The sequence below is a fragment of the Streptomyces katrae genome (genome assembly GCF_000717655.1).
Taxonomy (GTDB): Bacteria; Actinomycetota; Actinomycetes; order Streptomycetales; family Streptomycetaceae; genus Streptomyces; species Streptomyces katrae_B.
The window spans coordinates 57,057-79,823 of sequence record NZ_JNZY01000005.1; the positions used below are offsets into that span (position 1 = coordinate 57,057).

Annotated in this window: 21 protein-coding genes and 1 pseudogene; 13 read left to right on the forward strand and 9 right to left on the reverse strand. The window is 71.6% G+C overall.

The window, feature by feature from the left end:
* Positions 1–249 precede the first annotated feature (249 nt).
* A complete protein-coding gene (locus tag IF09_RS0107875) occupies positions 250–1,518 on the forward strand; it encodes a DUF3533 domain-containing protein (protein ID WP_030293331.1) in 1,269 nt (422 codons plus the stop codon).
* 249 nt (positions 1,519–1,767) lie between these two features.
* On the opposite strand, the gene IF09_RS0107885 is transcribed toward IF09_RS0107875, so the two are convergent.
* Positions 1,768–2,658, reverse strand: a complete 891-nt coding sequence (locus tag IF09_RS0107885; protein ID WP_051832203.1) for a DUF4436 family protein — start codon at positions 2,656–2,658, stop codon at positions 1,768–1,770.
* A gap of 223 nt (positions 2,659–2,881) precedes the next feature.
* Here IF09_RS0107885 and IF09_RS0107890 point away from each other — a divergent pair, with 223 nt between their 5' ends.
* The 3 genes from IF09_RS0107890 to IF09_RS0107900 all read left to right on the forward strand — a co-directional run bounded on the left by IF09_RS0107890 (position 2,882) and on the right by IF09_RS0107900 (position 6,724).
* On the forward strand, positions 2,882–4,429 hold the full coding sequence (locus tag IF09_RS0107890; protein ID WP_030293333.1) for an alpha/beta hydrolase: 1,548 nt from the start codon (positions 2,882–2,884) through the stop codon (positions 4,427–4,429).
* A 12-nt stretch (positions 4,430–4,441) separates the two neighbouring features.
* Positions 4,442–6,058: an alpha/beta fold hydrolase gene (locus IF09_RS0107895; RefSeq protein WP_078613117.1), complete on the forward strand. Its 1,617-nt coding sequence runs from the start codon at positions 4,442–4,444 to the stop codon at positions 6,056–6,058.
* Positions 6,059–6,304: 246 nt separating this feature from the next.
* Positions 6,305–6,724 carry a hypothetical protein gene (locus IF09_RS0107900; RefSeq protein ID WP_030293336.1) on the forward strand — a complete coding sequence of 140 codons (420 nt, stop codon included), beginning with the start codon at positions 6,305–6,307 and terminating at the stop codon, positions 6,722–6,724.
* A 23-nt stretch (positions 6,725–6,747) separates the two neighbouring features.
* On the opposite strand, the gene IF09_RS0107905 is transcribed toward IF09_RS0107900, so the two are convergent.
* Entirely contained in the window at positions 6,748–7,782 is a 1,035-nt protein-coding gene (locus IF09_RS0107905; RefSeq protein WP_030293337.1) for an aldo/keto reductase, read from the reverse strand.
* Positions 7,783–7,882: 100 nt separating this feature from the next.
* Between IF09_RS0107905 and IF09_RS0107910 the strand changes: the two genes are divergently transcribed.
* Positions 7,883–8,512: a TetR/AcrR family transcriptional regulator gene (locus IF09_RS0107910; RefSeq protein WP_030293339.1), complete on the forward strand. Its 630-nt coding sequence runs from the start codon at positions 7,883–7,885 to the stop codon at positions 8,510–8,512.
* A 49-nt stretch (positions 8,513–8,561) separates the two neighbouring features.
* Here IF09_RS0107910 and IF09_RS0107915 read toward each other — a convergent pair whose 3' ends face one another.
* The 4 genes and pseudogenes from IF09_RS0107915 to IF09_RS0107925 form a co-directional block, all read right to left on the reverse strand.
* Positions 8,562–9,338, reverse strand: a complete 777-nt coding sequence (locus IF09_RS0107915; protein WP_051832204.1) for a polysaccharide deacetylase family protein — start codon at positions 9,336–9,338, stop codon at positions 8,562–8,564.
* A 143-nt stretch (positions 9,339–9,481) separates the two neighbouring features.
* Positions 9,482–9,868 (reverse strand): VOC family protein, encoded by a 387-nt coding sequence (locus tag IF09_RS0107920; protein WP_030293343.1) that lies wholly within the window; start codon positions 9,866–9,868, stop codon positions 9,482–9,484.
* A pseudogene (locus tag IF09_RS46805) lies at positions 9,865–9,954 on the reverse strand (transcriptional regulator); the annotation flags it as partial. The gene IF09_RS0107920 and the pseudogene IF09_RS46805, both read right to left, overlap by 4 nt.
* A gap of 34 nt (positions 9,955–9,988) precedes the next feature.
* On the reverse strand, positions 9,989–10,483 hold the full coding sequence (locus IF09_RS0107925) for an RrF2 family transcriptional regulator (RefSeq protein WP_030293345.1): 495 nt from the start codon (positions 10,481–10,483) through the stop codon (positions 9,989–9,991).
* A 114-nt stretch (positions 10,484–10,597) separates the two neighbouring features.
* Between IF09_RS0107925 and IF09_RS0107930 the strand changes: the two genes are divergently transcribed.
* Positions 10,598–11,338, forward strand: coding sequence for an SDR family oxidoreductase (locus IF09_RS0107930; RefSeq protein ID WP_030293347.1), 741 nt, complete (start codon positions 10,598–10,600; stop codon positions 11,336–11,338).
* A gap of 351 nt (positions 11,339–11,689) precedes the next feature.
* Complete coding sequence (locus IF09_RS0107935; RefSeq protein ID WP_030293349.1) at positions 11,690–13,570, forward strand: ABC transporter ATP-binding protein; 1,881 nt, start codon at positions 11,690–11,692, stop codon at positions 13,568–13,570.
* A 103-nt stretch (positions 13,571–13,673) separates the two neighbouring features.
* Here IF09_RS0107935 and IF09_RS0107940 read toward each other — a convergent pair whose 3' ends face one another.
* Positions 13,674–14,600 carry a hypothetical protein gene (locus IF09_RS0107940; protein WP_030293352.1) on the reverse strand — a complete coding sequence of 309 codons (927 nt, stop codon included), beginning with the start codon at positions 14,598–14,600 and terminating at the stop codon, positions 13,674–13,676.
* Positions 14,601–14,921: 321 nt separating this feature from the next.
* On the opposite strand from IF09_RS0107940, the gene IF09_RS0107945 reads away from it, so the two are divergent.
* Positions 14,922–15,827 carry a hypothetical protein gene (locus IF09_RS0107945; protein ID WP_234320912.1) on the forward strand — a complete coding sequence of 302 codons (906 nt, stop codon included), beginning with the start codon at positions 14,922–14,924 and terminating at the stop codon, positions 15,825–15,827.
* A gap of 105 nt (positions 15,828–15,932) precedes the next feature.
* Here IF09_RS0107945 and IF09_RS47875 read toward each other — a convergent pair whose 3' ends face one another.
* Complete coding sequence (locus tag IF09_RS47875; protein ID WP_267882138.1) at positions 15,933–16,064, reverse strand: hypothetical protein; 132 nt, start codon at positions 16,062–16,064, stop codon at positions 15,933–15,935.
* Between the two features lie 181 nt (positions 16,065–16,245).
* Between IF09_RS47875 and IF09_RS0107955 the strand changes: the two genes are divergently transcribed.
* Together IF09_RS0107955 and IF09_RS0107960 are read left to right on the forward strand one after the other, a co-directional pair.
* Complete coding sequence (locus IF09_RS0107955; RefSeq protein WP_158709928.1) at positions 16,246–16,464, forward strand: hypothetical protein; 219 nt, start codon at positions 16,246–16,248, stop codon at positions 16,462–16,464.
* 62 nt (positions 16,465–16,526) lie between these two features.
* Positions 16,527–17,162, forward strand: coding sequence for a DNA alkylation repair protein (locus IF09_RS0107960; protein ID WP_051832259.1), 636 nt, complete (start codon positions 16,527–16,529; stop codon positions 17,160–17,162).
* A 148-nt stretch (positions 17,163–17,310) separates the two neighbouring features.
* On the opposite strand, the gene IF09_RS0107965 is transcribed toward IF09_RS0107960, so the two are convergent.
* On the reverse strand, positions 17,311–17,982 hold the full coding sequence (locus tag IF09_RS0107965) for a hypothetical protein (protein WP_030293363.1): 672 nt from the start codon (positions 17,980–17,982) through the stop codon (positions 17,311–17,313).
* Positions 17,983–18,562: 580 nt separating this feature from the next.
* On the opposite strand from IF09_RS0107965, the gene IF09_RS0107970 reads away from it, so the two are divergent.
* Genes IF09_RS0107970 through IF09_RS0107980 form a run of 3 tightly spaced genes read left to right on the forward strand, consistent with a single transcriptional unit; the run spans position 18,563 to position 22,757 of the window.
* Positions 18,563–19,069: a hypothetical protein gene (locus tag IF09_RS0107970; RefSeq protein WP_234320914.1), complete on the forward strand. Its 507-nt coding sequence runs from the start codon at positions 18,563–18,565 to the stop codon at positions 19,067–19,069.
* Positions 19,059–21,191, forward strand: coding sequence for a DUF4139 domain-containing protein (locus tag IF09_RS0107975; protein ID WP_051832205.1), 2,133 nt, complete (start codon positions 19,059–19,061; stop codon positions 21,189–21,191). The genes IF09_RS0107970 and IF09_RS0107975 overlap by 11 nt, the downstream gene beginning before the upstream one ends.
* Positions 21,192–21,197: 6 nt before the next feature.
* The gene (locus IF09_RS0107980) at positions 21,198–22,757 is read left to right on the forward strand and encodes a mucoidy inhibitor MuiA family protein (protein WP_030293367.1); all 1,560 of its coding nucleotides are present in this window, start codon (positions 21,198–21,200) and stop codon (positions 22,755–22,757) included.
* Positions 22,758–22,767 lie beyond the last annotated feature (10 nt).

A 22,767-nucleotide genomic window follows, 5' to 3' on the forward strand; every position in this document is an offset into this window, starting at 1 on the left:
GAGCAAGTCTGCACGGCCACCGACCGGTAGGGCACGGAATTTTGCCCGGTGCCGTCCAGGACCGCGGGGATTGCGCGATACCCGCGGGCGTACCCGTACTGCAACGGAGGGAGGAACGCGAGGCGTGCGACGGCCCGCGTGGGTACGGGCCGCATGCTGGCCTCTCGTACGGTCGCCACGGGCATCGCCCGTTCGGCCCGGTCCCCACCTGCTGTGCGGCCTTCGTACCGCCCGAACCCCCGGAGAAGCATGGCCGAGCCCGCAGCCCCTCAGGCCACTGCCGCGGCGCTGCTGCGCCGTCCGCAGTTGTGGCTGGTACCCACGGTCCTCACCGGGCTGCTCGCCCTGCTGCTGTCCCTCCTTTACATGGGCGGAATCGTCGATCCCAACCGGGACCTCCGCGACCTGCCCATCGCCCTCGTCAACGACGACATCGGCAAGCCGCCGCCCGGGCAGCAGGAGAACCTGGGCACCCAGGTCACGGCCGCCATCGCAGCCGACACCGGCGGCGGCAAGGCCGAGTGGCGCACACTGACCCGTGTCCAGGCCCAGGATCAGCTCGACTCCGGCAAGGTCTACGGCGCCCTGATCGTCCCGGCCGGCTTCACGGACGACGTCACCGCCCTCGCCACGCCCGGGGCGACCCGAGCGCCGACGATCACCGTGCTCACCAATCCCGGCAAGGGCAGCCTCGGCTCCTCCCTCGCCAGTCAGATCACGACCAGGGCCGCGCACCAGGCGTCCCAGACCATCGGCAGGCAGCTCGCGGCAGCGGCCGGCGCCCAGGCGAGCCCCACCGGGAAGCTGCTGCTCGCCGACCCGGTGAACGTCGTCACCCAGGTCGGGCACCCGATCGGCATTCACAGCGGCCTCGGTCTGACCGCCTTCTACTACACCCTGTTGCTCGTGCTGGCCGGGTTCATGGGCGGCAACGTGATCAGCAACGGCGTCGACACCGCCCTCGGCTACGCGGACAACGAGATCGGCCCGTGGCACACCCGCCGCCCCACCGTGCCGATCAGCCGCACCCAGACGCTGCTGCTGAAGATGGTGATGACCGCGGGCATCACGCTCGTCAGTGCCTCGCTGGTCCTCGTCGCCTGCGTCGGCATCCTCGGCATGGACGCGTCGCGACTGCCCCTGCTGTGGATCTACTCGTACTGTGCGGCCCTCGCCGTCGGCCTGGGCGTGCAGGCCATCAATGCCGCGTTCGGCGGGATCGGCCAACTGGTGTCGATGTTCCTGTTCATCGTCCTGGGCCTGCCTTCGTCGGGCGCCACCGTGCCGCTCCAGGCCGTCCCCGACTTCTACCGGTTCCTGTCCCACTTCGAGCCCATGCGGCAGCTCAGCGACGGCGTGCGCGCGATCCTCTACTTCGACGCCCGCGGCGATGCGGGGCTCACCCGTTCCTGGATCATGATCGCGATCGGTGTCGTCCTCGCCCTGCTCTTCGGCTTCGCCATGACCACGTACTACGACCGCAAGGGGCACAAGCGCTTCACCCCGCAGCCCGCCTGACCCCGTGAAAGCCGGCCGGTCACTTTCCCACGGTGTTCATGAGGACGATCGCCGCGAGGTCGGCGAGGATGACGACGAGGATTCCGATGATCATCGCCCAGGCCCTGCGCGATTCATCCGTGTTCACGTCCATGGGATCACCTCCCGGCTGACGCGCGCGTCGCACGCACGCGGAACGGCCGCACAGCGCTCCGGCCCGCGTCTTCCATGATGGACCCGTTGCACCGGGCGCACCCGCGCACGTGCGCCTTACGGTGTGGGCTGGGTGTCGTCCGGGTGGAGGGCGGTGCGGACGCCGGAGACGACGACGGTGATCAGGCAGAGGGCGATGATGGTCTCTGCCCACAGGAAGGCGAACCAGTCCAGCACACAGCCGATCGGGGGTGTGCCGGGGGCTGTGTTGCGGAACGCCGAGAGGGCGAACAGGGTGGCGGCCATCCACGCCAGGGCGGGCCAGACCAGGCCCTCGGTGCGGGTCGTCAGGTACCACGTACCCAGCAGCACGGACGCCGCCAGCGCCCACATCACGACCATCATGAAGACCGCGAAGACGAGCAGGCTGCCCGATCGGGACAGCCTCAGCGCCACGACGGCCTCCTGCCGGGAGGGCTCGGGTTCCGCGGAGATCGAGAAGAGCGTGTCGTGGTTGGAGAACAGCAAGCGCACCGGCACCTGCTTGCCGCCCAGCTGCGCCCGGAACCCGATGTCGGTCTCGTAGGTGTCGAACGGGTAGTCGCTGATCGACCCACCCGCGAGCGCGACCTGCACGTCCCTGGTCGCGAGCCGCTCGTGCGCCGGGAACTCCAGGTCACCGAGGGTGGCCCCGGAGGTCTGCAGACTGAGATCGGCCACCGGGGCGGCCCCCTCCGCCTCGCCGAGGGTCCCCCGCGGGGTGACCCAGACGCGCAGTACCAGCTCTCTGGCCGTGGCGTCGACGTGTTGGACGGCGGCCTCCACGTCCACCCGGTCGGCGGCCGACGATCCGACGGTGTGGACGGTGTCGCCCGCCTGGCGCTCGGTGAACTGCAGCCACGAGCCCACCCCCACCGCCACCACGATCAGGACCGCGATGGGCAGCAGGACCGGCAGGATCGACCCCCCGGAGCGGCGGGGGCGAGGCGGGTCCGACGGTGCGGCCATGGTGACTCCGGCGGGGTGGGAAGCGGAACGGACTCGGCCGGCCCGTGATGCGGCGCGCGTCCCATCGTGTCGGACGGGCCGGGGGTTACGGGGTGTGACCGCTCCGCGTGCACCCGAACGCGCTACCCGGTAGCGTCAAAAAGGTCTGTTCCGCCCAAACCGTTGCGGCCTGGTCTCCCTCCAGTGGCTACTGCCGCCGACGTCGGCAGGGGAACGAGAACACATGCCGAAGCACAGCATCCACGCGGTGACTGCCGCGGCCGCTCTGGCCTGCCTGGCGGCACTCGGCCCCACGCCGGGCAGCGCCACTTCATCAGCTGCCCAGGGCGCGGGGCCCAGCCCGGCAGCCCCCCGGTTCGTGCCCGGCACCTGTCCGAAGCCGCCCGAGCCCATCGAGGCGCTGAACAAGGCACGGTGCGGTTTCCTGGAGGTCCCCGAGAACCGCTCCCGCCCCGGTAGCCGGACCATCAAGCTGGCCGTGGCGAGAATTCCGGCCGCTGCGCAGAAGCCCGCCGCGGAGCCGGTGGTGTTCATGGCCGGCGGTCCCGGTGCAGACACGTTCGACGACATTCCCTTCCTCATCGACTCCGGTCTGAACAAGGACCGCGAGCTGATCATCATGGCCCAGCGCGGCAACCTCTACGACCGGCCGAACCTCGCCTGCCCGGAGGTCGACCGGTTCAACGCGCAGGCGGTGGGCCTGGGATATGACGCGCAGCAGGCAGAAGACATCATGCTGAAGGCGGTGAAGGACTGCCGGTCGCGCCTGACGGCCGACGGCGTCGACCTGAGCGCCTACAACACCACGGAGAACGCCGCGGACTTCGCCGACCTGCGCAAGGCGCTGGGCATCCCCCGGTGGAACGTCTACGGGTACTCCTACGGCAGCAACCTGGCCCTCACGTACCTGCGCCTGCACCCCGAGGGAATCCGCTCGGTGGCGATCGACTCGATCGCACCTTCCCAGTTCGTGACCCTGCCGTGGACATGGGGCAGCACCGCCGAGGGAATCCACAACATCTTCCAGGCGTGCGCGGCGCAGCCCGCCTGCAAGGACCGGTACCCGGACCTCCCCGGCCTGCTGACGGAGCAGGTGCGCAAGCTGGAGGCCAACCCCCTGACGCTGAACGTCGCGCCGCAGGGCGGAGGCAAGCCGGTCAAGACCGTCCTCGACGGGGGTGCACTGCTGAACCTGATCGTCGCCTTCACCCCCCGGCCCAAGGACATTCCGGCGGCGCTCGACGAGCTCAGCCGCGGCAACCCGCAGCGCTTCGCGCAGGCCCGGGCGGCCGGCTCGGCCCAGAAGACCGGCGAATTCGCGCACGGCCTGACGAACTCGATCGCGTGCAGCGAGTGGGCTCCGGGCTACTCGGAAGCCGATGTGCTGAAGGCGGGGCAGAAGGCCTACCCCGGGTGGCCGGACACGGTCCTGGCCCAGGCGCCGCAACTGCCCTTCCAGTACCCGGTGTGCGGGGTCTGGAACGTTCCGGACCGTGCGAAGATCCAGCGGGTGCCCACGGTCAGTGCGGTGCCGGCGCTCGTCGTCTCCGGCACGTTCGACGTGAAGACCGGGGCGAGTTGGGCGAAGGGCGTGGCCGACAACCTGTCCAATTCAACCTCCGTACTGGTTCCCGGAATCGGCCACTGGGTGGTCCCGCAGTCGCAGTGCGCGCAGCGCGTACTGGCGTCGTTCTTCGCTCGCCCGACCGCTCCTGACACCTCGTGCGTGAACGGTCTCGAACCCGCACCGTTCACCATCATCCCGAAATGACCGGGAGGGCAGATGACTCTCCAGCACGCGCCCCGTGGTCGGCGCACCGTGCGACGACTGCAGGCCACGTCGGCCGGAATAGCGACCGGTCTCCTCGTCACGGGCCTGCTCGCAGCGCCCGCTCAGGCGCAGTCCCGCACCGAGGTCAGCCCCAGCCCGGAAGTGCCGATCGGCACGGCCGCCCGCACGGTGGGCGACGCCAGCTACGAACCGGGCCCCTGCCCCAAGACGCCGGAACCGATCGAGGCGCTCAAGGGGGCCCGTTGCGGAACCCTCACCGTGCCCGAGAACCGCGCCAAACCGACCGGTAAGACGATCGAACTCGGTGTCGCGATCGTGCCCGCCCGGTCCGCCACACCGAAATCCGACCCCATCGTGTGGCTCGCGGGCGGACCCGGGGACGACGCGGTCGGGGAGGCGAAGATGGCGGTCGACGGCGGCCTGAACCGCGACCGCGACCTGATCCTCATGTCCCAGCGCGGTACGTACTCGGCCGAGCCGAACGTCCTCTGCCCCAACATCGACAAGTTCAACGCGCAAGCGGTCAGCCTCGTCTACGACGCTCCGTCCACCGAACGCCTGCACGTCGCGGCCACGAAGGCCTGCCGCGACCAGTTGGCGGCCCGCGGGATCGACCTCGGCGCCTACAACGACACCGAGAGCGCCGCCGACTACGACGACCTGCGCACCGCGCTCGGCATCAAGCAATGGAACGTTTACGCCATCTCCTACGGCACCCACCTGGCACTCGTCTACATGCGTCTGCACCCCGACGGGCTCCGCTCGGTGGCCCTCGACGGCATACTGCCGCCGTCCAAGGGCGGCTCGGCCATGACCTGGAGCAGCGCCCGGCAGGGCATCGACGGCCTGTTCAAGGCCTGCGCGGACCAGCCCGCGTGCAACAAGCGCTACCCGAACCTGTCGGCCACCTTCGACAAGCTCGTACGCGACCTCGAAGCGAAGCCGGTGACGACCACCGTCACGCTCCCCGGGAGCGACAAGCCGGTGAAAGTCGTGCTGGACGGCGGGGCGCTGGTGAACTGGATGACCTCCGCCACCCACGTGGCGCCCCAAGTGCCCATCGCGCTCGACGAGCTGGCGCACGGCAAGCCCCAGCGGATCGCCAAGCAGTACGCCGGCGGCAAGCTCAGCCCCCAGGCCATGGGCAGGGTTGCGCACGGTCTCGTCTACGGCGTGTTCTGCAGCGAGTGGACGCCGTACGAGAGCCAGGAACAGGCGCTCCGAGGCGGACGGGATGCATTCCCGTCGTTCCCCCGCTCGGTGCAGGCCCAGGCTCCGCAGCTCACGTCCCTCCGTCCGGACTGCGACGTCTGGAACGTCCCCGCGGCGGCGCCCTCGATCCGGGACGCCACACGCGGTGACATTCCCACCCTCGCCCTCTCGGGCAGCTTCGACTCCCAGACCGGCGCGGACAACGGGCCGTACGTCGCCCGTACGCTGAGCAAGGCCAAGGTCGTCACCGTCCCCTACGAGCCGCACGTGGTGTTCGCCACCTCGAAGTGCGCCCAGGAGATCACCGCCTCGTTCTTCGACAACCCGTCCGCACCGAACACCGGATGCCTGAACAGCCTCGAACCGCCCGAGTTCGAGATCGGCCCGAAGACCTGACCTCACATGCACGCGCGTACAGCGCCGACCGCCGGCGGGGGCGGCGTCGGTCGGGCTGCCGAGGGGGCCACCGGCCACGGCGGGCGAGCCGTCCTGGGGCCGGATTGTCAAGCCCCGACTTTCCGGGGCGTGACCGGGGCGCCCGGCCGGGGCGCAATGGAACCACGGACGACGGCACGGAGGTGCGGACAGCACCCCCGCCCCGTCCGGAGCCCAGCCCCCTCGACCCCGTAAGGACCCTCTCCCATGGCCGTCACCAGGACCCGACGCATCGTCCCCGCCCTCATGGTCGCCACCGCTCTCGCCACCGGCGGCGTCTCGCTGAGCAGCACCGCCTTCGCCGCCCCCAGCGCCGCACCCGCCAACGTCACCACCGACGCCGACGACCCCGGCCCGGTGAAGCTCCTCAAGTACTCCAAGCTCGCGAAGATCTCCAATGGCGCCCTCCTGACGAAGGTGCCTGCCGGCGCCGCGACCGGTGGCGACATCGAGCCCCCGAAGGGTGGCGGCACCGGAGCGGCAGGCGGAGACACCGACCCCCCCAAGGGCGACGGCACCGGAGCGGCCGCGGGCGGAGACACCGGCAGCTCCAGCGGCATCCCCGATGACTTCGACTACGGGATCTGGGTCGGCGTCGATCCCCCCTCCGGCCCCATCGTCAACTGAATCGCACGAGCCGGGACTGTGGCCTAGACCACCGGCGGGTTGAGTCGCGCGAAGCCCTCCTGCCGGTGGTACGGGAAGTACGGGTAGGGGGCCGTCCGGCTGCTCGCCGCGTCGAGCCTGGCCATCTGCCCGGGGGTGAGCGTCCAGCCCACGGCTCCGAGGTTCTGGCGCAGCTGTTCCTCGTTGCGGGCGCCGACGATGACGGAGGAGACGGTCGGCCGCTGCAGCAGCCACCGGAGGGCGACCTGCGGGATCGCCTTCCCGGTTTCCTCCGCGATCTCGTCCAGGGCGTCGACCACCCGGTAGAGGTGCTCGTCCTCCACCGGCGGACCGTAAGCGGCGGTGTCGTGCAGCCTGCTCCCGGAGGGCAGCGGCCGGCCCCGGCGGATCTTGCCGGTGAGCCGGCCCCAGCCGAGGGGGCTCCAGACGATCGCACCCAGCCCCTGGTCGAGGCCGAGCGGCATCAGCTCCCATTCGTAGTCGCGGCCTATGAGGGAGTAGTAGACCTGGTGGGCGACGTAGCGCTCCCGGCCGCGGCGGTCGGCGGTGGCGAGGGATTTCATCGCCTGCCAGCCGGAGAAATTGGAGACGCCGAGATGACGGATCTTGCCGGCCCGGACCAGGTCGTCCAGGGTGGACAGCACCTCCTCCACGGGGGTGCCGACGTCGTAGGCGTGCAGCTGGAAGAGGTCGATGTGGTCGGTGTCGAGGCGGCGCAGGGCGCGGTCGACGGATGTGATCAGGCGGGACCGCGAGGTGCCGGCGTCGCCGGGGCCGTCGCCCGTGGGCAGGCCGGCCTTGGTGGAGATCAGCACCTGGTCGCGGCGCCCCTTGAGGGCGGCCCCCAGCACCTCCTCCGACGCGCCGTCGGAATAGACGTCGGCGGTGTCGAACATGGTGATTCCCGCGTCGATGCAGATGTCCACGAGGCGGCGCGCCTCTTCCACACCCGTCTGCCCCCAGGCACCGAAGAGCGGTCCCCGTCCCCCGAAGGTTCCGGCGCCGAAGCTGAGCGCGGACACCTGGAGCCCGGACGTACCCAGTCGCCTGTACTCCATGACGAATCCCTCTCGCCCAGCCCAACTAATGGGGCTACGGTTCCGTTAATGTGGCCTCAGCGTAACAAGGCTCAACGCTTAATGGAACAGGAGTCCCGTTATGGAGTTCACGGACGCCGCGCCCGAGGCCGACCCGGGGACCACCCGGCCCGGAGGGCGTACGGCGCGGGTGCGCGCGGCAGTGCTGCGCGCCGCCGAAGACGTCCTGGCCGAGCGGGGCTTCGCCCATCTGGACCTGACCGACATCGCGCGCCGCGCGGACGTCGGGAAGACGACGGTCTACCGCCGCTGGGGCACGGTCTCGGGTCTCGTGACCGATCTGCTGCTGGACATGGCGCAGCAGTCCGTGCCGCGTGCGGAGACGGGCTCGCTGCTCGGGGATCTGCGGGCCAACGCCCGTCTGGTGCAGCGGACGCTGGCCGATCCCCGGCAGGGTGCCCTGTTCAAGGCGGTGATCGCGGCCGGCACCTGCGACCCGAAGGCTGCGGAGGCGCTGTACGGCTTCTACACGGCCCGGGTCGAGGAATGGGCGCCGTGTGTCGAACAGGCTGCCGCGCGCGGCGAGGTGCCGGAGGGCACCGACCCGCACGAGGTGATCCGCGCGGCGTCCGCCCCGCTGTACTACCGCCTCCTGACCACCGCCCTCCCGCTCGACGAGGCCGCGGCCGACCGCTGCGCGACGGCCGCGGCGGTGGCCGCGCGTGCGGGGGCGTACGTACGCGAGGCGTAGCGGTCCGGCTGCGGTGGACGGGTCCCCGGGCCGAGCCCCGGAGGAGCCCTTACGGGGTGGTGCGGGCCGGGAAGGTGAAGGTGTAGCCCTGTGCGGCGAGCCAGGGCAGGTACTCCTTGAGCGCCGCGACCGTCTGGCTGCGGTCGCCGCCGCCGTCGTGGAACAGGACGGTCGGCTGCTGGGGCAGCTTGCCCTCCAGCGCGGCGACGATCGCGGGCAGGCCCGGCCGGCTCCAGTCCTTGGGGTCCACGCTCCAGCCCAGGGGACGCATCCCGCTCGCGGTGGCTATCGCACGGCTGTCGGGGGTGAAGGCGCCGCCCGGCGCACGGTAGTAGTTCACGGCTACACCCGGCACGGCCTTCTCGATCATGGCCTTGCCGTCCAGGATCTGCTGCCGCTGGTAGGCGACGGGCTTGTGGTCCATCGTCACGTCGTGGTCGACGGAGTGGTCGCACAACTGGTGACCGTCGGCAGCGACCGCGCGCACCAGAGCGGGGTACTTCTGCGCTCGGGTCCCGACCATGCAGAACGTGGCCTTGACGTGGTTCTGCTTCAGCACCTTGAGGACCTGCGGGGTCCAGCGGGGGTCCGGACCGTCGTCGATGGTGATGGCGACGTTGTGGCCCGGACCCTGGGCCAGCCGGGAGATCCCCAGCGGGATCGGGGTGGCGTCCCGGGCGGACCCGGAGTCGGCCGGCGACCGGCCCGCCGAGCCGTCCGTAGCGGCGAGCGCCGGTGTGCCGGCTGCTGCCAGAAGGCCGAGGACGGCCCCCGTCACGGCGAATCCCGCCCGCCGACGACGTACGGAACTGATGATGATGCCCATGGACGCGCTCTTCCTTTTGCGCTCGGCCCCCGGATCTCACGTTGCCGGTCCAGGGTAGGTCACGCGTTCGGGGGCTTTGTCCCCCGAACGGCCGATTCGGCGCAGGACTTGCGACACACCGGCAGCAGGTCGTGCCGGGCGCCCTACTTGCTGTGCAGGATCTGGATCAGGTTGCCGCAGGTGTCGTCCAGAACCGCAGTGGTGACCGCGCCCCTCTCGAGCGGCTCCTGGGTGAACTGCACGCCGAGCTCACGGAGCCGGTCGAACTCCGCGGGCACGTCGTCCACGGCGAAGGCTGCGAGCGGGATGCCGTCCTTGGCCAGCCCGTCCCGGTACGCCTTCACCACAGGATGCCCGGCGGGCTCCAGCAGCAGCTCGGTCCCGTCGGGAGCCTCCGGCGAGACCACGGTCAGCCAGCGGTCCTCGCCCAGCGGGACGTCGTGCTTCTTCACGAAGCCGAGCACCTCGGTGTAGAAGCGCAGGGCCTTCTCCTGGTCGTCGACGAAGACACTGGTCCGGTGGATCTTCATGGGGTGCTCTCCGGGGTCTCGGGCCTGAGCCACCGGATCGCGATGCGCTCAAGGGGTTCGGTCTTCAGATCGTGGAACTTGTAGCGGCAGACCGCTTGCCCATCAAGTCCCGCCGGCGTGTCAGGTGCCGTCGGAAGCGTTCGACGGGTTCAGCCAGGCCCCGATGCTCGGCAGCGCTTCGGGCCCGCTGTCCCGCTCCACCGAGCCCACGAGATCGGCGATGGAGACACCCTGCAGCGACGCCCGCCAGGCGGCGTCGGCAGCGGTCATCACGCGGGCGACGGCGCACGGCTTCGTGCAGTCCTGGGGCGGGGTCCCGAGCGGGCCCCGCTGGCGGATCTCGGTGCACACGAAGGCCGGGCCGGCCCCGTCGACGGCCTGCACCACGTCCAGCACCGTGATCTCGGAGGCGGCCCGGGTCAGGGCGTACCCGCCCGTCTTGCCCTGGACGGACGTCACGAGGCCCGCCCGGGACAGGGCCTGCATCTGCTTGGCGAGGTAGCTGGGCGAGACGTCGTGCAGCCGCGCGAGCCGGGCCGCCGGCACCGGCTCGGTCGCCGCGGTCAGCACCACACAGCAGTGCAGCGCCCACTCCACGCCACCGGACAGCTTCATGCACCCTCCCGTTTGACTCGGACCCAGAATATCCGAGTATCGTCTCGGACAAGACTTATCCGAGTTTGTGCGAGCGACCGCTCGCGGCACTCGGCTCACGGAAGGGGCACGGACATGAAGATCACAGTCATCGGCGGCACCGGACTGATCGGTTCCCAGCTCGTCTCCAGGCTCCGCGAGGCCGGACACGAGGTGGTCGTCGCATCCCTCTCGAGCGGGGTCGACCTGCTCACCGGCTCGGGGCTCGACCAGGCGCTCGAAGGCGCGGACACGGTCGTCAACGTGACGAACTCCCCCACGTTCGACGAAGCCTCCCCGGACTTCTTCCGTACCACCATGGGCAACCTGCTGGCGGCGGGCGAGCGCGCGGGCGTCGGCCATCAGGTCATCCTCTCCATCGTCGGAGTCGACCAGGTGCCGCAGCTGGACTACTACCGCGCGAAGACGCTGCAGGAGGACCTGCTGCGCACCGGCCCCACCCCGTACTCGATCGTGCGCGCCACCCAGTTCTTCGAGTTCATGGACGCGGTCATGTCCTGGACCGCCGACGACCACACCGTCCGGCTGCCCGCCACACCCGTCCAGCCGGTCGCGACGGCCGACGTGGTCGAGGCGCTGGCCGACGTCGCCACCGCCAAGCCGCTGGACGGCACACTCGACGTCGCGGGCCCCGACGTCTTCACGCTGGACGAGCTCGGCCGCCTCACCCTCTCCGCCCGGCAGGATCAGCGCACCGTTGTCACCGACGCTCAGGCGGGCATGTTCGCGGCCGTCTCCGGCGACGTCCTCGTCTCAGGCCCGGACGCACGCCTGGCCCCCACCCACTACGAGGACTGGCTCGACAGCCGCCGCTAGGGTCCGAGGGGCACAACGGCCCGGCGAACGTTGCCGGTCACAGCATCGGGAGGCAGGCAAGCGATTTCTCCTGCCCCCTGCTCCCACCCACCGGTTCCAGCCAAACCTCCCCTCCAGGGACCCCCGCAACCCGGCCAGTGCCCGGAACGATCAGCCGACAGGGCGGAGCCGACCGCGTGAGCAGGTCGGCCAGATCCGGCTGCTCCGGCCCTCACGCTGCTGTGTACTCACTCCCTCCAGTTCCCCGGACAGCGCAGCGGCGCCTCCCCCGGCCTCGGCCGGCGGGCCGCGCCGCCATGCCCTGCGCCAGTGAACCGGGTTCCCTCACAGCCGAGTTGGAGGAGCCGCAGAATGACGCAGCAGAAGGCCGGGAAGCCGAAGGACACCGCGCTGCCCGCGCCACCGGAGTTCAAGTTCACCTGGGGCCGGCACAACGAGACGATGGAACGGCTGTCGCTCGCCCAGATGGCCCGCCGCGTACCCGCCGCCCTCGCACAGACCGCGAAGCTGGCCTGGGCGGTGAACCGCACGGCATTCACCTGGCTCGTGTGCGCCCAGCTGCTCGGCGGTGTGTGTACGGCCGCCTCCCTCGCCGCGGTCTCGAGGGCCATGGGACCTCTGCTCGCCGGCGGTACCGCCGAGCAGCGCATCGCTGCCGCCACGTGGCCCCTGGTCGCCACAGCGGCCATGACCGCCGTGGGGGCGCTGGCTTCCATCGCCTCGGGCAGCGCCGCCCGGCGTCTGAACCCCGGCATGTCCACGGTCGCCGACCTGGCCATGGTCGACGCCCACATGGACGTCGAGCTGGCCGCCTACGACGCCCCCGACTTCAGCGAGCGCTCCGAGGCGGCGGAAACGGGATCGGCCCGCTCGTCCATGCTGCTGCAGGACGCGCTCGGCTTCACCGGCGGGCTGATCGACATGCTCGCCGTGGCGTCGGTGCTGTCCGTCGTACACCCGCTGCTCCTGCCGCTCCTGCTGCTGTCGGTGATCCCCCGGGGCCTCGGCTCGGTCTTCGCCGCACGCCTCGACTACCGCCTCCACAACGAGACGGTCGCCTCCCGCAACATCCGCCACATGATGCGCTGGCATCTCACGACCCCCAAGCTGGCCGACGAGCTCCGCGGCAACAGCATGCGGACGTACGCGCACCACTGGTACGCGGCCGTCTGCGAGCGGATCGACTCCAAGATGGTCAGCTCCGCCCCGCGCTACCTGACCGTGTACCTGACCGCGGCCGCCGTGTCCGGTCTGTTCATCCTCCTGACCTGGGTCTCCCTCGGCGCCCTCGTGATCGGCGGCTACATGGCCGTGGGCGCGGCCGGCACCGCCATCGTCGCCATGCGGACGTCCACCGCGGCCCTGTCGCAGCTCGTCGTGTACGGAGCGGCGATGTTCCAGCACGCCCTCTACCTCGGCGACTACGCCGCCTTCATCGCGCAGTCGGCCGAGCAGTCCGTACCGCGCGGGGCGCAGGTGCCGGACGCCCCGCAGAAGATTCGGATGGAGGGGGCCTCGTACACGTATCCGGGCAAGGACACCCCGGCGCTCGGACCGGTCGACCTCACCCTGAAACGCGGGGAAGTGGTCGCCCTCGTCGGGGAGAACGGCGCCGGCAAGTCCACGTTCATCCGGCTCCTGACGGCTCTGACGACCCCGACGGCGGGCAGCGTCTCCTGGGACGGCGTGCCGACGTCGGACGCCGACCAGCGTTCGGCGTGGAACCACGTCGGGCTCGTCACCCAGTCGTACGGGTACTGGCCCTTCTCGACCCGCGAGAACATCACCCTCGGCCGGCCCGACGCCCGCGGTGAAGAGGCCGTCTGGGAGGCCCTGGCCGCCGTCGGGATGAAGGAGGCCGTACAGGAATTCCCCCATGGCCTGGACACGCTGCTGGCGCGGTCCCTGTGGGGTGGCCACGAGCCCTCGGGCGGCCAGTGGCAGCGCCTGGCGTGCGGCAGGGCCTTCCACCGGCGGCCGGCGCTCCTCGTCATGGACGAGCCGACGTCGGCGATGGACCCGCGCGGGGAGCACATGGTGTTCTCCGGGCTCCGGGACATGAAGGACGACCGGATCACGGTGATCGTCACGCACCGCATGGAAAACTGCCGTCTCGCCGACCGGATCATCGTTCTCGACGCCGGGAGGATCACGGAGCAGGGCACGTACGAGGAACTGGTGCGGCTGGAGGGCTCCTTCGCCGAGCTCGTGCGGCTCTCCCGGGACCGGTAGGCCGGGCTCTCGCAGGGGCGTGGGCGTGGTGCACCGTGCTGCGCCGCGTCCCCTGCGGTCGCGCGGGCCCCGGGGTCCCAGGCGTCAGGTCGGGCGTCAGGCGTCAGGTCAGGACGACTACCTTGTGCATGCCCTTGACCGCATGCGGGAGGCCGGTCTTTGCGTCCGGGACGAAGCACAGGAGTACGTACGTGCCCGGGGGCAGGTTCCGGCTCTCCAGCAGCGCGGAACGGCCGGGCGAGAGCATGCCGAGGCCGACGGGCCGACCGGTGTAGGGCAGCGGACCCGGCGCGGTGCGGTCGAAGACGGCTTGGATCTGGGCGTCCGTGGTGCCGGGCGCGACGGGCTGCACCGCCATCTCGTGCAGCTCGCCGGAGGAGTTGTGCACGAGGATGCGGTCCGAGGGCCGGTCCAGGCCGTGGACGTCGAAGCGGGGGCCGTCCGCGGTGTCGCGTTCGATCACCAGGCCGTCGGCGAAGTCCGTCGGGCTCCCGGACCTCGTGTGGCCTTGGAGCCGAAGCGTGCGCGTGACCGGGTGGGCCGGGTCCTCGAGGAAGGCCCCGAAGTCCAGCAGGACGAGCTCGCCCGCGGTGATCGGAGCGGTGAACGTCGCCGGGACCGACGGGGTGACCTGTGCCCCGCCGAACAGCTCCGCCTCGTCGCGCACCGCGGATATGCCCTCCGCGGTGGGAACGGGCTGGCGGCTGACGGCCTTGGCGAGGTCAGCCAGCACCTGGTCCACCGTCACGCCGGGGTGCGGCCGGAAGGCCTGCAGGAAGTGCCCGTTCGGGTCGTCCGTCCTGACCCGGAAGGACACCATGCCCGCCTGCGCGGACTCCGGCGCCTCGATCCCCGACGCCGTGATCCGCACGTCGACCGGCCTCGGCGCACGCAGGCCGAGGCCGGCCTGGCCCTGGGGGGCGCCGTCGTCTGCAGTGTCCGCGACGGCCGGACCGCCGAGGGAGGTGGCGAGGACGAGCGCGGCCGCGGCCGTCGCTCGCACCCCGTGCTTGAGCAGTGCGCTACGCATGGGTCTCCTGTCGTGGAATGGCCCCCGGACAGGGCTGCACCCTCGGGGCCCGGGCGGTCTCAGCCACGCACGCTACGGGTTCGATCTACGACACCGGCGCTGGAACTGACGTATTCGACACAGACGTTGGCCGCAATGACGGCGGTGCACAGCGACGGCGTCTCGTGCCGGTGAAACCTCGCTCCTGCGCGCTCCCCCACTTGGCGTAAGCGTCGTTGAGCTGCACCGACCATGATCAATACGCTGCCGACCGGCGCGTGATCTCGCGTCTGTCGGAGGGAAGGCGAGCGACCCCCAGTGAAACTCCCGATGTTGCAGCGCATGGCCCGGCTCACCGCGGCGACCGCGCTGCTGACACTGCTCGGCACCACCCCCGCCGGTGCGGACGGCCCATGGCAGCAAGTGGGCGGCGACGCCCGTAGCGGTGTCAGCGGCATCGCGTTCGAAGGCCGCACCGAGGACGGAGCCGGCGTACAGGTACTGGTCGTGCACGACAACAAGGCGACGGGGCAGAAGCGCCTGTCCCGGATCATCCACCGGGAGGGATCGGACGGCATCGCCCCGATCACCTGGAACGGGGCCGAGCCCGTCGACCTGGAAGCCATCGAAGCCATCCCCCAGATGCCCGAGGAGTACCTGGCGCTCGCCAGTCGCGGCATCGTCTACCGCCTGAAGATCGTCGGCAGTACGGCGACGGTCGTCGACTACGCGCCGCTGCCGGCGATGGGGGAGGGCGACGACTTCGAGAGCTTCGCCCTCGTGGCCCAGAACGGGAAGCTCGCCGCCCTGTGGGCCGACCGCGGAGCAGGTGCGGCGCGTCCCGCAACGCTGTACGCGGCGCCCCTCACGTTCGCCTCGTGGGGGCAGCCGGAGTTCGGCAGCGTGACCCGCCGCGCCTACCGGGCGATGTACCCGGCCGCCGACGAGACGCGGCACATCTCCGACATCTCGGTGACCGACTCCGGCCGGATCATCGTGAGTTCGGCGGCGGACGCCGGCAACGACGGCCCGTTCGACTCGGCGGTGAGCGAGGCGGGCCGGGTGACCGTATCGGCTTCCGGCCGGGTACGGGTCACGCTCGCGGCGTCCCCGACCGTGCTCGGCGTCTTCCCGCAGTACAAGATCGAGGGGGTGGAGTGCCTGCCGGGATCCACCGACGCGGTCCTCGGCACCGACGACGAGAACGTCGGCGGATACCTCCGCAGCACGCCCCTCTGCGGGGCCTGACCCGCGGCAGCGTTATCGGCGCCCGGCCGGTGGCCGGACGCCGATAACGCCGGTGACCTCATCCACGGTGGAGGCCCACGTAGGCCGGCCGTAGGGAGGACCCACTCATCCGTACAGCCCGCCTTCATGGGTGTTGGTGAGCAGGCACGGGCGGATGACGACGTTGGCGTCGGCTGCGGCGGTCATCAGCGCCACGGCGGACCCGGCCATGCCTCGCGGGGCATCGCTCGTCGCCACGGAAACGCAACTTCGGTGTCCGCCGGCGACGGCCCCGCTGCCGTGGCGATCGGGACCATCCCCGTGCTGGAGCAGCCGCGGATTGCGACCACACTGACTGCAGGCGGAGAAGGAGGGGGAGGAGAAAGGCCAGGCCAGGCTGGGGGTCACGGTCGGCGGCGGCCTCGCCCTGAAGGCCAGGTTGACCACCGGAGGCGAGCCCGTGGAGGGCAAGCCGATCGAGTTCACCACCGACTCCGCCTCGCTGTGCACCTACACGACCGACAGCAGGGGCCACGCCTTCTGCAAGGTACCGCGCAGGTATGACGACGAAGCGTGCTACACCGCCACCTTCGCCGGCGACGACACCCACGGACCGTCTGCACGAGGAACCACCACGGGAGGCCTGCTCCCGCCGTAGGCTGAAAACTCGCACGTGAGGGACAGGAGGCCGGGGTGGCCGGGACGACGGTGGCCGAGGTGATGGCCGAGCTGGCCGAGCTCGAGGACCCGAAGGCGCGCGCGGTGAACGAGAAGCACGGTGACGATCACGGAGTGAACCTCGGCAAGCTGCGCGCGCTAGCGAAGCGCCTGAAGACACAGCAGGAACTTGCGCGTCGGCTCTGGGAGACGGACGACACCGCGGCGAAACTGCTCGCGATCCTCATCAGCCGCCCGAAGGCGTTCGAGCGTCACGAGTTGGACGTGATGTTGCGCGGGGCGCGCACACCCAAGGTGCACGACTGGCTCGTGAACTACGTGGTGAAGAAGAACCCGCACTCCGAAGAGCTGCGCGTCGCCTGGTCGGCAGATCCGGATCCCGTGGTCGCCAGTGCCGGCTGGGCGCTGACCACCGAGCGCGTGACGAAGAAGCCCGAGGGCCTCGACCTCGCGGGACTGCTCGACGTCATCGAAGCGGAGATGAAGGACGCCCCGGACCGGCTTCAGTGGGCGATGAACCACTGCCTGGCCCAGATCGGCATCGACCACGCCGAGTACCGCGCCCGTGCCCTCGGCATCGGTGAGCGCCTGGAAGTGCTCAAGGACTACCCGACCGCTCCGGGCTGCACCTCTCCGTACGCCCCCATCTGGATCACCGAGATGGTGCGCCGTCGGTGACGAGCGGGAGACCCCGCGCCGGCCGTCACCTCACGGTGGCGGCCGGCGTCATGGCATGCGGGGTGGACATCGACGGCGAGACGCCACACTGACGCATGCTCGTCGCCCTGGTCGTCGCGGTGTGGAGGGCGGGCCACGTACGCGGTGGTCAGGCGGTGGTCGTCACCGGCTCGTTCTCGGTCTGGGCCGGTACCGCGGCCGGGGCTTCGGCGGGCGTGTTGTTGGGCTGGATCGCCGTGTAGTAGACGGTGGAGCCCTGCTTGGCGCGCTCCGCAAGGCTGCGGGCCACCAGACGCTCGGTGGTCGTGCGCACGAGGTTGTCGCTGAGGTTGCGGTCCGGGTGCGCGGTGGTGAGGGCCTGGGCGATCTCGCGGGCCGTCTTCGGCTCCGTCTGGCCGCTCAGGTGCTGGTGGATGAGCTCCGTGAGCGGGACCGGCTTCTCCTTGGACGCGGGGGCCTTCTCCGCCACGGGCTTCTTCGCCGCAGCCTTCACGGCAGTCGCCTTCTTGACGGTGGCCCGCTTCGCGGGGGCCTTCTTCGCGGTGGCCTTCTTCGCGGTGGCGGTGGTTGCCGTCTTCGTCGCCGCGGCCTTCGTCGGGGTCTTCTTGCCGGGGCGCGGTGCGGGCACCGCAACCTTGGTGTCGCCGATGGCCGCCCGCATCCCGGTGAGGAGTTGCTGGTCCTGCTCCAGAGCGGCCAGGTGCTCCTGCAGGGACGCGATCTCCTTGCGGATCCGCTCCTGCTCGGCGGTGTTCAGCTCGAGGTCGGCGGTGACCTTTTCGGCGTACTGGGACTTGAGGGTTTGCTCTTGTGCGGTCATGGGGGCTCCTCGATAGGTGGTGTTGCCTGCGGACTCTACCCAGCTCACCTGTGAGGTGTGTGGGTTTGAGCGATACCGGATACTCGCCTGTTGGGGACGAGGCACGGTAGAGCAGGGCGTGTGGGTGGCCAGTTGCCCGTCCCCCTGCGTACTTGACGAGCGCCCAGTACCCGCAGGTCAGTTCGGGTGGTCCCTCGTGTGGGGAACGTGGCCTGTGTGCGGTCGGTTCCGAGGCCGACGGCCCGAGCGATCGAAGCGGAGACACAACAACACCCACGCCAAGGTCGGCCGCATCCTGCCCGCGGCGCGATCGACGAGCGCGCTGCCCGCCCGGCCGCAGCCCGTACCCGGAATCGGCCCCGGATCTCGTCGACGGTGCCATCTGCCATCCGCGAGCGCGGCCGCCACGTAGGTCGGCGAGGATGACGGGGTCACCCGGCCTCAACACATGAGGAGCCTCAGCGCAGATGCCCCCGCCGGGTCTGGGCCCCAAGCCACCGACGATCGCCGATGTCGCGCGCGTCGCGGGGGTGTCGCGTACGACGGTCTCCCACGCGGGGCCATCGTCGTCGAGCCGGACGTGAACGACCCGGCGGCTGCCCTGCTGCGGGAGCGCGGGCTGCCGTGCGTGGCGCTCGGCAGGCCCGTCTCGCCGGACGAGGACACCCCGTACGTGGACCTGCGCGGCGGGCTCGTCGCCGAGATGCTGCTCACCCATCTGCACGCGCAGGGCGCCACGCAGCCCGCACTGATCATCGGCTCCGGCGAACGGCACTCCTCCGTCGACTTGCGCGAAGCGTACGCGTGCATCGCGGCGCAGTATGTCTGGGCACCGATCGTCGGGACACGGAGAGCCAAAGCGAGGTGGCCAAATCGATTTGGCCGCCGGTATGTGAGGGCCTCGGACGGCCGTCAAGGGTTCCGTGCAGCCCGGCCGGCCGCCACCCCGGCATGGTCAACGGTGGAGACGGCCATCGCGGTTGGGAACCACGAGGCCGTGGAGACCGTCCGGTTCGGGGAGGGGCGGTTCGGGCATAGGCTTCGCTCAGCACGGGCGCAGCAAGGGGGCGGAGTAGATGACGGCTGAGACACCACACACGTGGAGGTCGACCCTCGATTCGGTCGTGGTGTACGCGCAGGGCGCGGTCTGCCGCCGACTGGCCCGGGGCAGCGTGCCTGCGAACGGCCGGCTGCGGGTGACGGGACTGCCCCGCTCACTGGACCCGGGTTCACTGCGGGTCCGTGTCCTGGGCACCACCACCCCCGCAGTGTGCGTCACCGAGGCCCGGGTGGAGGTCGGGGCCGAGCCCCTCGGTACCGGCGCACCCGAAACCTTGCGGCGCGAGGTCGAGCGGCTGCGCGAGGAGCACGCTGCCGCGGCAGGGCGCCGGGACCGGCAACTGGCCTTGATCGAGGAGGTCAGGGGTCTGCACCCGGTACCGCCGCCCCGCAAGCGCGACGACCCGCACCGCCGCACCCCGGTCGACGCGTGGCTGGGGCTCGCCGACTTCGTCGAGGAGCGGCTGACACGACTGCACGCCCGCCTCGTCGAGCTGGAGGAGACGCTGCGCCGCGCCGAGCACGAGCTCGCCGTCGCCGCGGACAGGCTCGCCCGCGCCTCCACGGACGCACCGCCGGCGCACGTGAAGACCACGGTCTCCGCGGCCCTGACCCTCGACGCCACGCGTGACGCGGAGGCAGAGACGGAGCTGGAGCTGGAGCTGGAATACGCCGTGCCCGGCGCCGTCTGGGTGCCCGCCTACCGGCTCACCCACCGTCAGGGCGACGGCACCGGCCGGCTGGTACTGCGCGCCTCGGTCGCCCAGCGCACCGGCGAGGACTGGACCGGCGTGCGCATCGCCCTGGCCACCGCCGACCTGCGGCGCCGCACCGACCTGCCGAGGCTTCGCTCGATGCGGATCGGACGCCGTCAGCCCGCCACGGCGCCCTCCGGCTGGCGCGAGCCCCCGGCGGGGCTCGCCGACCTGTTCGCCGGGTACGAGGCGGCCGGCCCCCGGCCGGTCCCGCCGGCCCTGCGCCCGGCAACTGCGGCCGCCCGGGCCGGATCCGCATCCGGTCCCGTACCACCGCCGCCCCCACCGCCGTCGGTGCCGATGCCGCCGGCACCGCAGGGTTACGGTGCGCCGACCGGCGCGTTCGGGGTCCCCGGCGGTGTGGACGCCGCCGCCTCGGCAGTTTTCGGCGCCGCCGTGCCCGCCGCCATGCCCGCCCCCGCGCCGGCCGCCCGGTCCCGGGCGGCCGGCAGGCCGGGTGGCGGCGGCTTCGGCGCGGCCCCCGCCGCCATGGCTCCGCCGGCTCCCGCGGCTCCCGGAGGGCCCCCGCCACCGCAGCCTCCGCCGCCTCCGGCCGGTCCGCCGCAGCCGAGCGGTGCCGAACTCGACTACGCCGCCCTCGTCCTGTGCGGCCCCGACGAGCACGGCGGCCGCCGAGGCAGGCTATTCCCCGGCTCTCCGCTCGACCCGGAGGCGGCCGCGTGCCGCCGCCGCGCCGAAGCGGTGGCCACGCTGCCGCTGCCCGGGCACGCCGTGCGTCCCCGCGAATCGGCGGGTTCCTTCGACCACCGCTACGATGCCGCCGCCCGCGCCGACATCCCCTCGGACGGGACCTGGCACACCGTCACCGTCGGCGAGATCCCGGTCGGTCTGCGCACCGAGTACGTCTGCGTACCGTCCGTCGAGCCGACCGTGTACGCGACGCTGCTGCTGTCCAACGCCACCGACCAGGCCCTGCTGGCCGGCCCGGTGGAGGTCACCGTCGACGGCGACTTCCTGCTGACCGCCGCACTGCCCACGCTCGCCCCCGGCGGTGTCCGCCGGGTGGGCCTCGGACCGGCCGAGGGCATCCGGGTCATCCGCCGTACGAACCTGCACGAGTCGACCTCGGGCCTGCGCAACAACACCACCGTGCTCGACCACCGCATCCACGTGGAGCTGGCCAACCGGCTCGCGCGGCCCGTCACCGTCGAGGTCCGCGAACGGGTGCCCGTCACCACCGAACAGGACGTCCGGATCGAGGAACGGGCCGACTGGGCGACCCCCGAGGCCGGTACGGGGCCCGAGCACCACGTCCCGGGCACCCGCATCTGGCGGGTCGACCTGCCGGCCGGCGCCACCGCCGCCCTCGACGGCGGCTACGAGATCCGCATCCCGGCCGGCAAGGCCCTGGTCGACGGCAACCGCAGGAGCTGACCCACCATGTCCACGGCCCCGAAGCCGATCGCCCTTCCCGTCACCGCCGTCACGTGCCTGGAGGACCGCGCCCACGTCGAGCGCGCCGTCGTGCTCGACCTCGACGCCGGAGTCCAGCGGCTGCGTCTCGGGCCGGTCACTGCGCTGGCGGTGGACCGTACCCTCCACGCCGAGCTGACCGCCGATCACCCCGCGACCGTGCTCGACGTACGGATCGTCCGCACCTGGACACCGCGCGGGCCGCTGCCGTCCGCCGACGACTCCGCCCTGAGCCGGCGCGTGCACACCCTCGAGGAGGAGCGGCTCGTCCTGGAGCAGCGCCGCGACCGGCTGCGTTCCCGCCTCGACATGCTCGGCCGTCTCGCCGCCGATCTCCTGCGGGAGATGGGCGAAGGCGCCGGCTACGGGGAGACCGAAGGGCCCCGCTGGGCCGGCGAACTGGACCGCGTGGACGCCGAGCGCGACGCGCACGGTGAGCAACTCCGCGCCACGGAGGCACGGCTGGCGAACCTCGATGCCGAACTCGTGGCGGTCCAGCGGGCCATGGCCCGCTCCGAGGAGGAGCCCGCCGAGCTGGTCGGCCATGTCGAGCTGACCGTGGAGGCCGCAGCGGCCGGGCCGGTCGGGCTGCGCCTGAGCCACCTCACCCCGTGTGCGCTGTGGCGGCCCGCCTACCGGGCCGTGCTCGAAGGGGACTCCCTCACGCTGGAGACCGCCGCGATGGTCTGGCAGCGCACCGGCGAGGACTGGTCGGACGTACGGCTGACGTTGTCGACGGCCCGGTCCGCGTCGGCCACCGAGCCGCCGCGACTGGGCGAGGACCGGCTGACGCTCAAGGAGCGCTCCGCCGCGGAGCGCCGCACGGTCGACGTCGAACTGCGCGAGGAGGAGATCGGGGACCTCGGTCCGGCGCCGGTGCTCGGCCTGCCGGGGGTGGACGACGGCGGCGAGGCGCGGGTGCTGAGCGTTCCCGCAGCGGTCTCCGTGCCCGGGGACGGCCGCGCGCACCGGGTGCCGGTGTCTGCCTTCACCACGGCCGCGAGCAGCGAGTACGCCTGCTCACCGGAGTTGTCTCCGCTGATCACCCAGGTGGCGCGGTTCGCCAACGTGTCCGGGCATGCGCTGCTCGCCGGTCCCGTGGACCTGGTCCGCAGCAGCGGGTTCAGCGGCCGCGGCACGGTGGACTTCACCGCTCCGGGTGCCCCGGTCGAGCTCGCCTTCGGCAGCTGCGACGACCACACGGTGGTCCGGCAGGCCGAGGAGTCCCGCACCACCGCGGGGATCACGCAGCGGACCGTGGTCACGCGGACGGTTCAGCTGCACCTGTCCCGCTTCTCCGCCCCCGGGGAGCAGGGTGATCGGGTGGTCGCCCTGCGGGAGCGGATCCCGGTGTCCGAGGTCTCGGCCGTGGAGGTACGTCTGCGCAGGGAGGCCTGTTCGCCGGCGCCCGACGGGGTCGACGCCGAGGGCATCGTCCGCTGGGACGTCGCGCTCCCACCCGGCGGCCGCCGTACGGTCACCCTGGTTTACGAGCTGTCGGCGAGCGCCAAGGTCGCCGGGATCTGAGGCCTGTCCC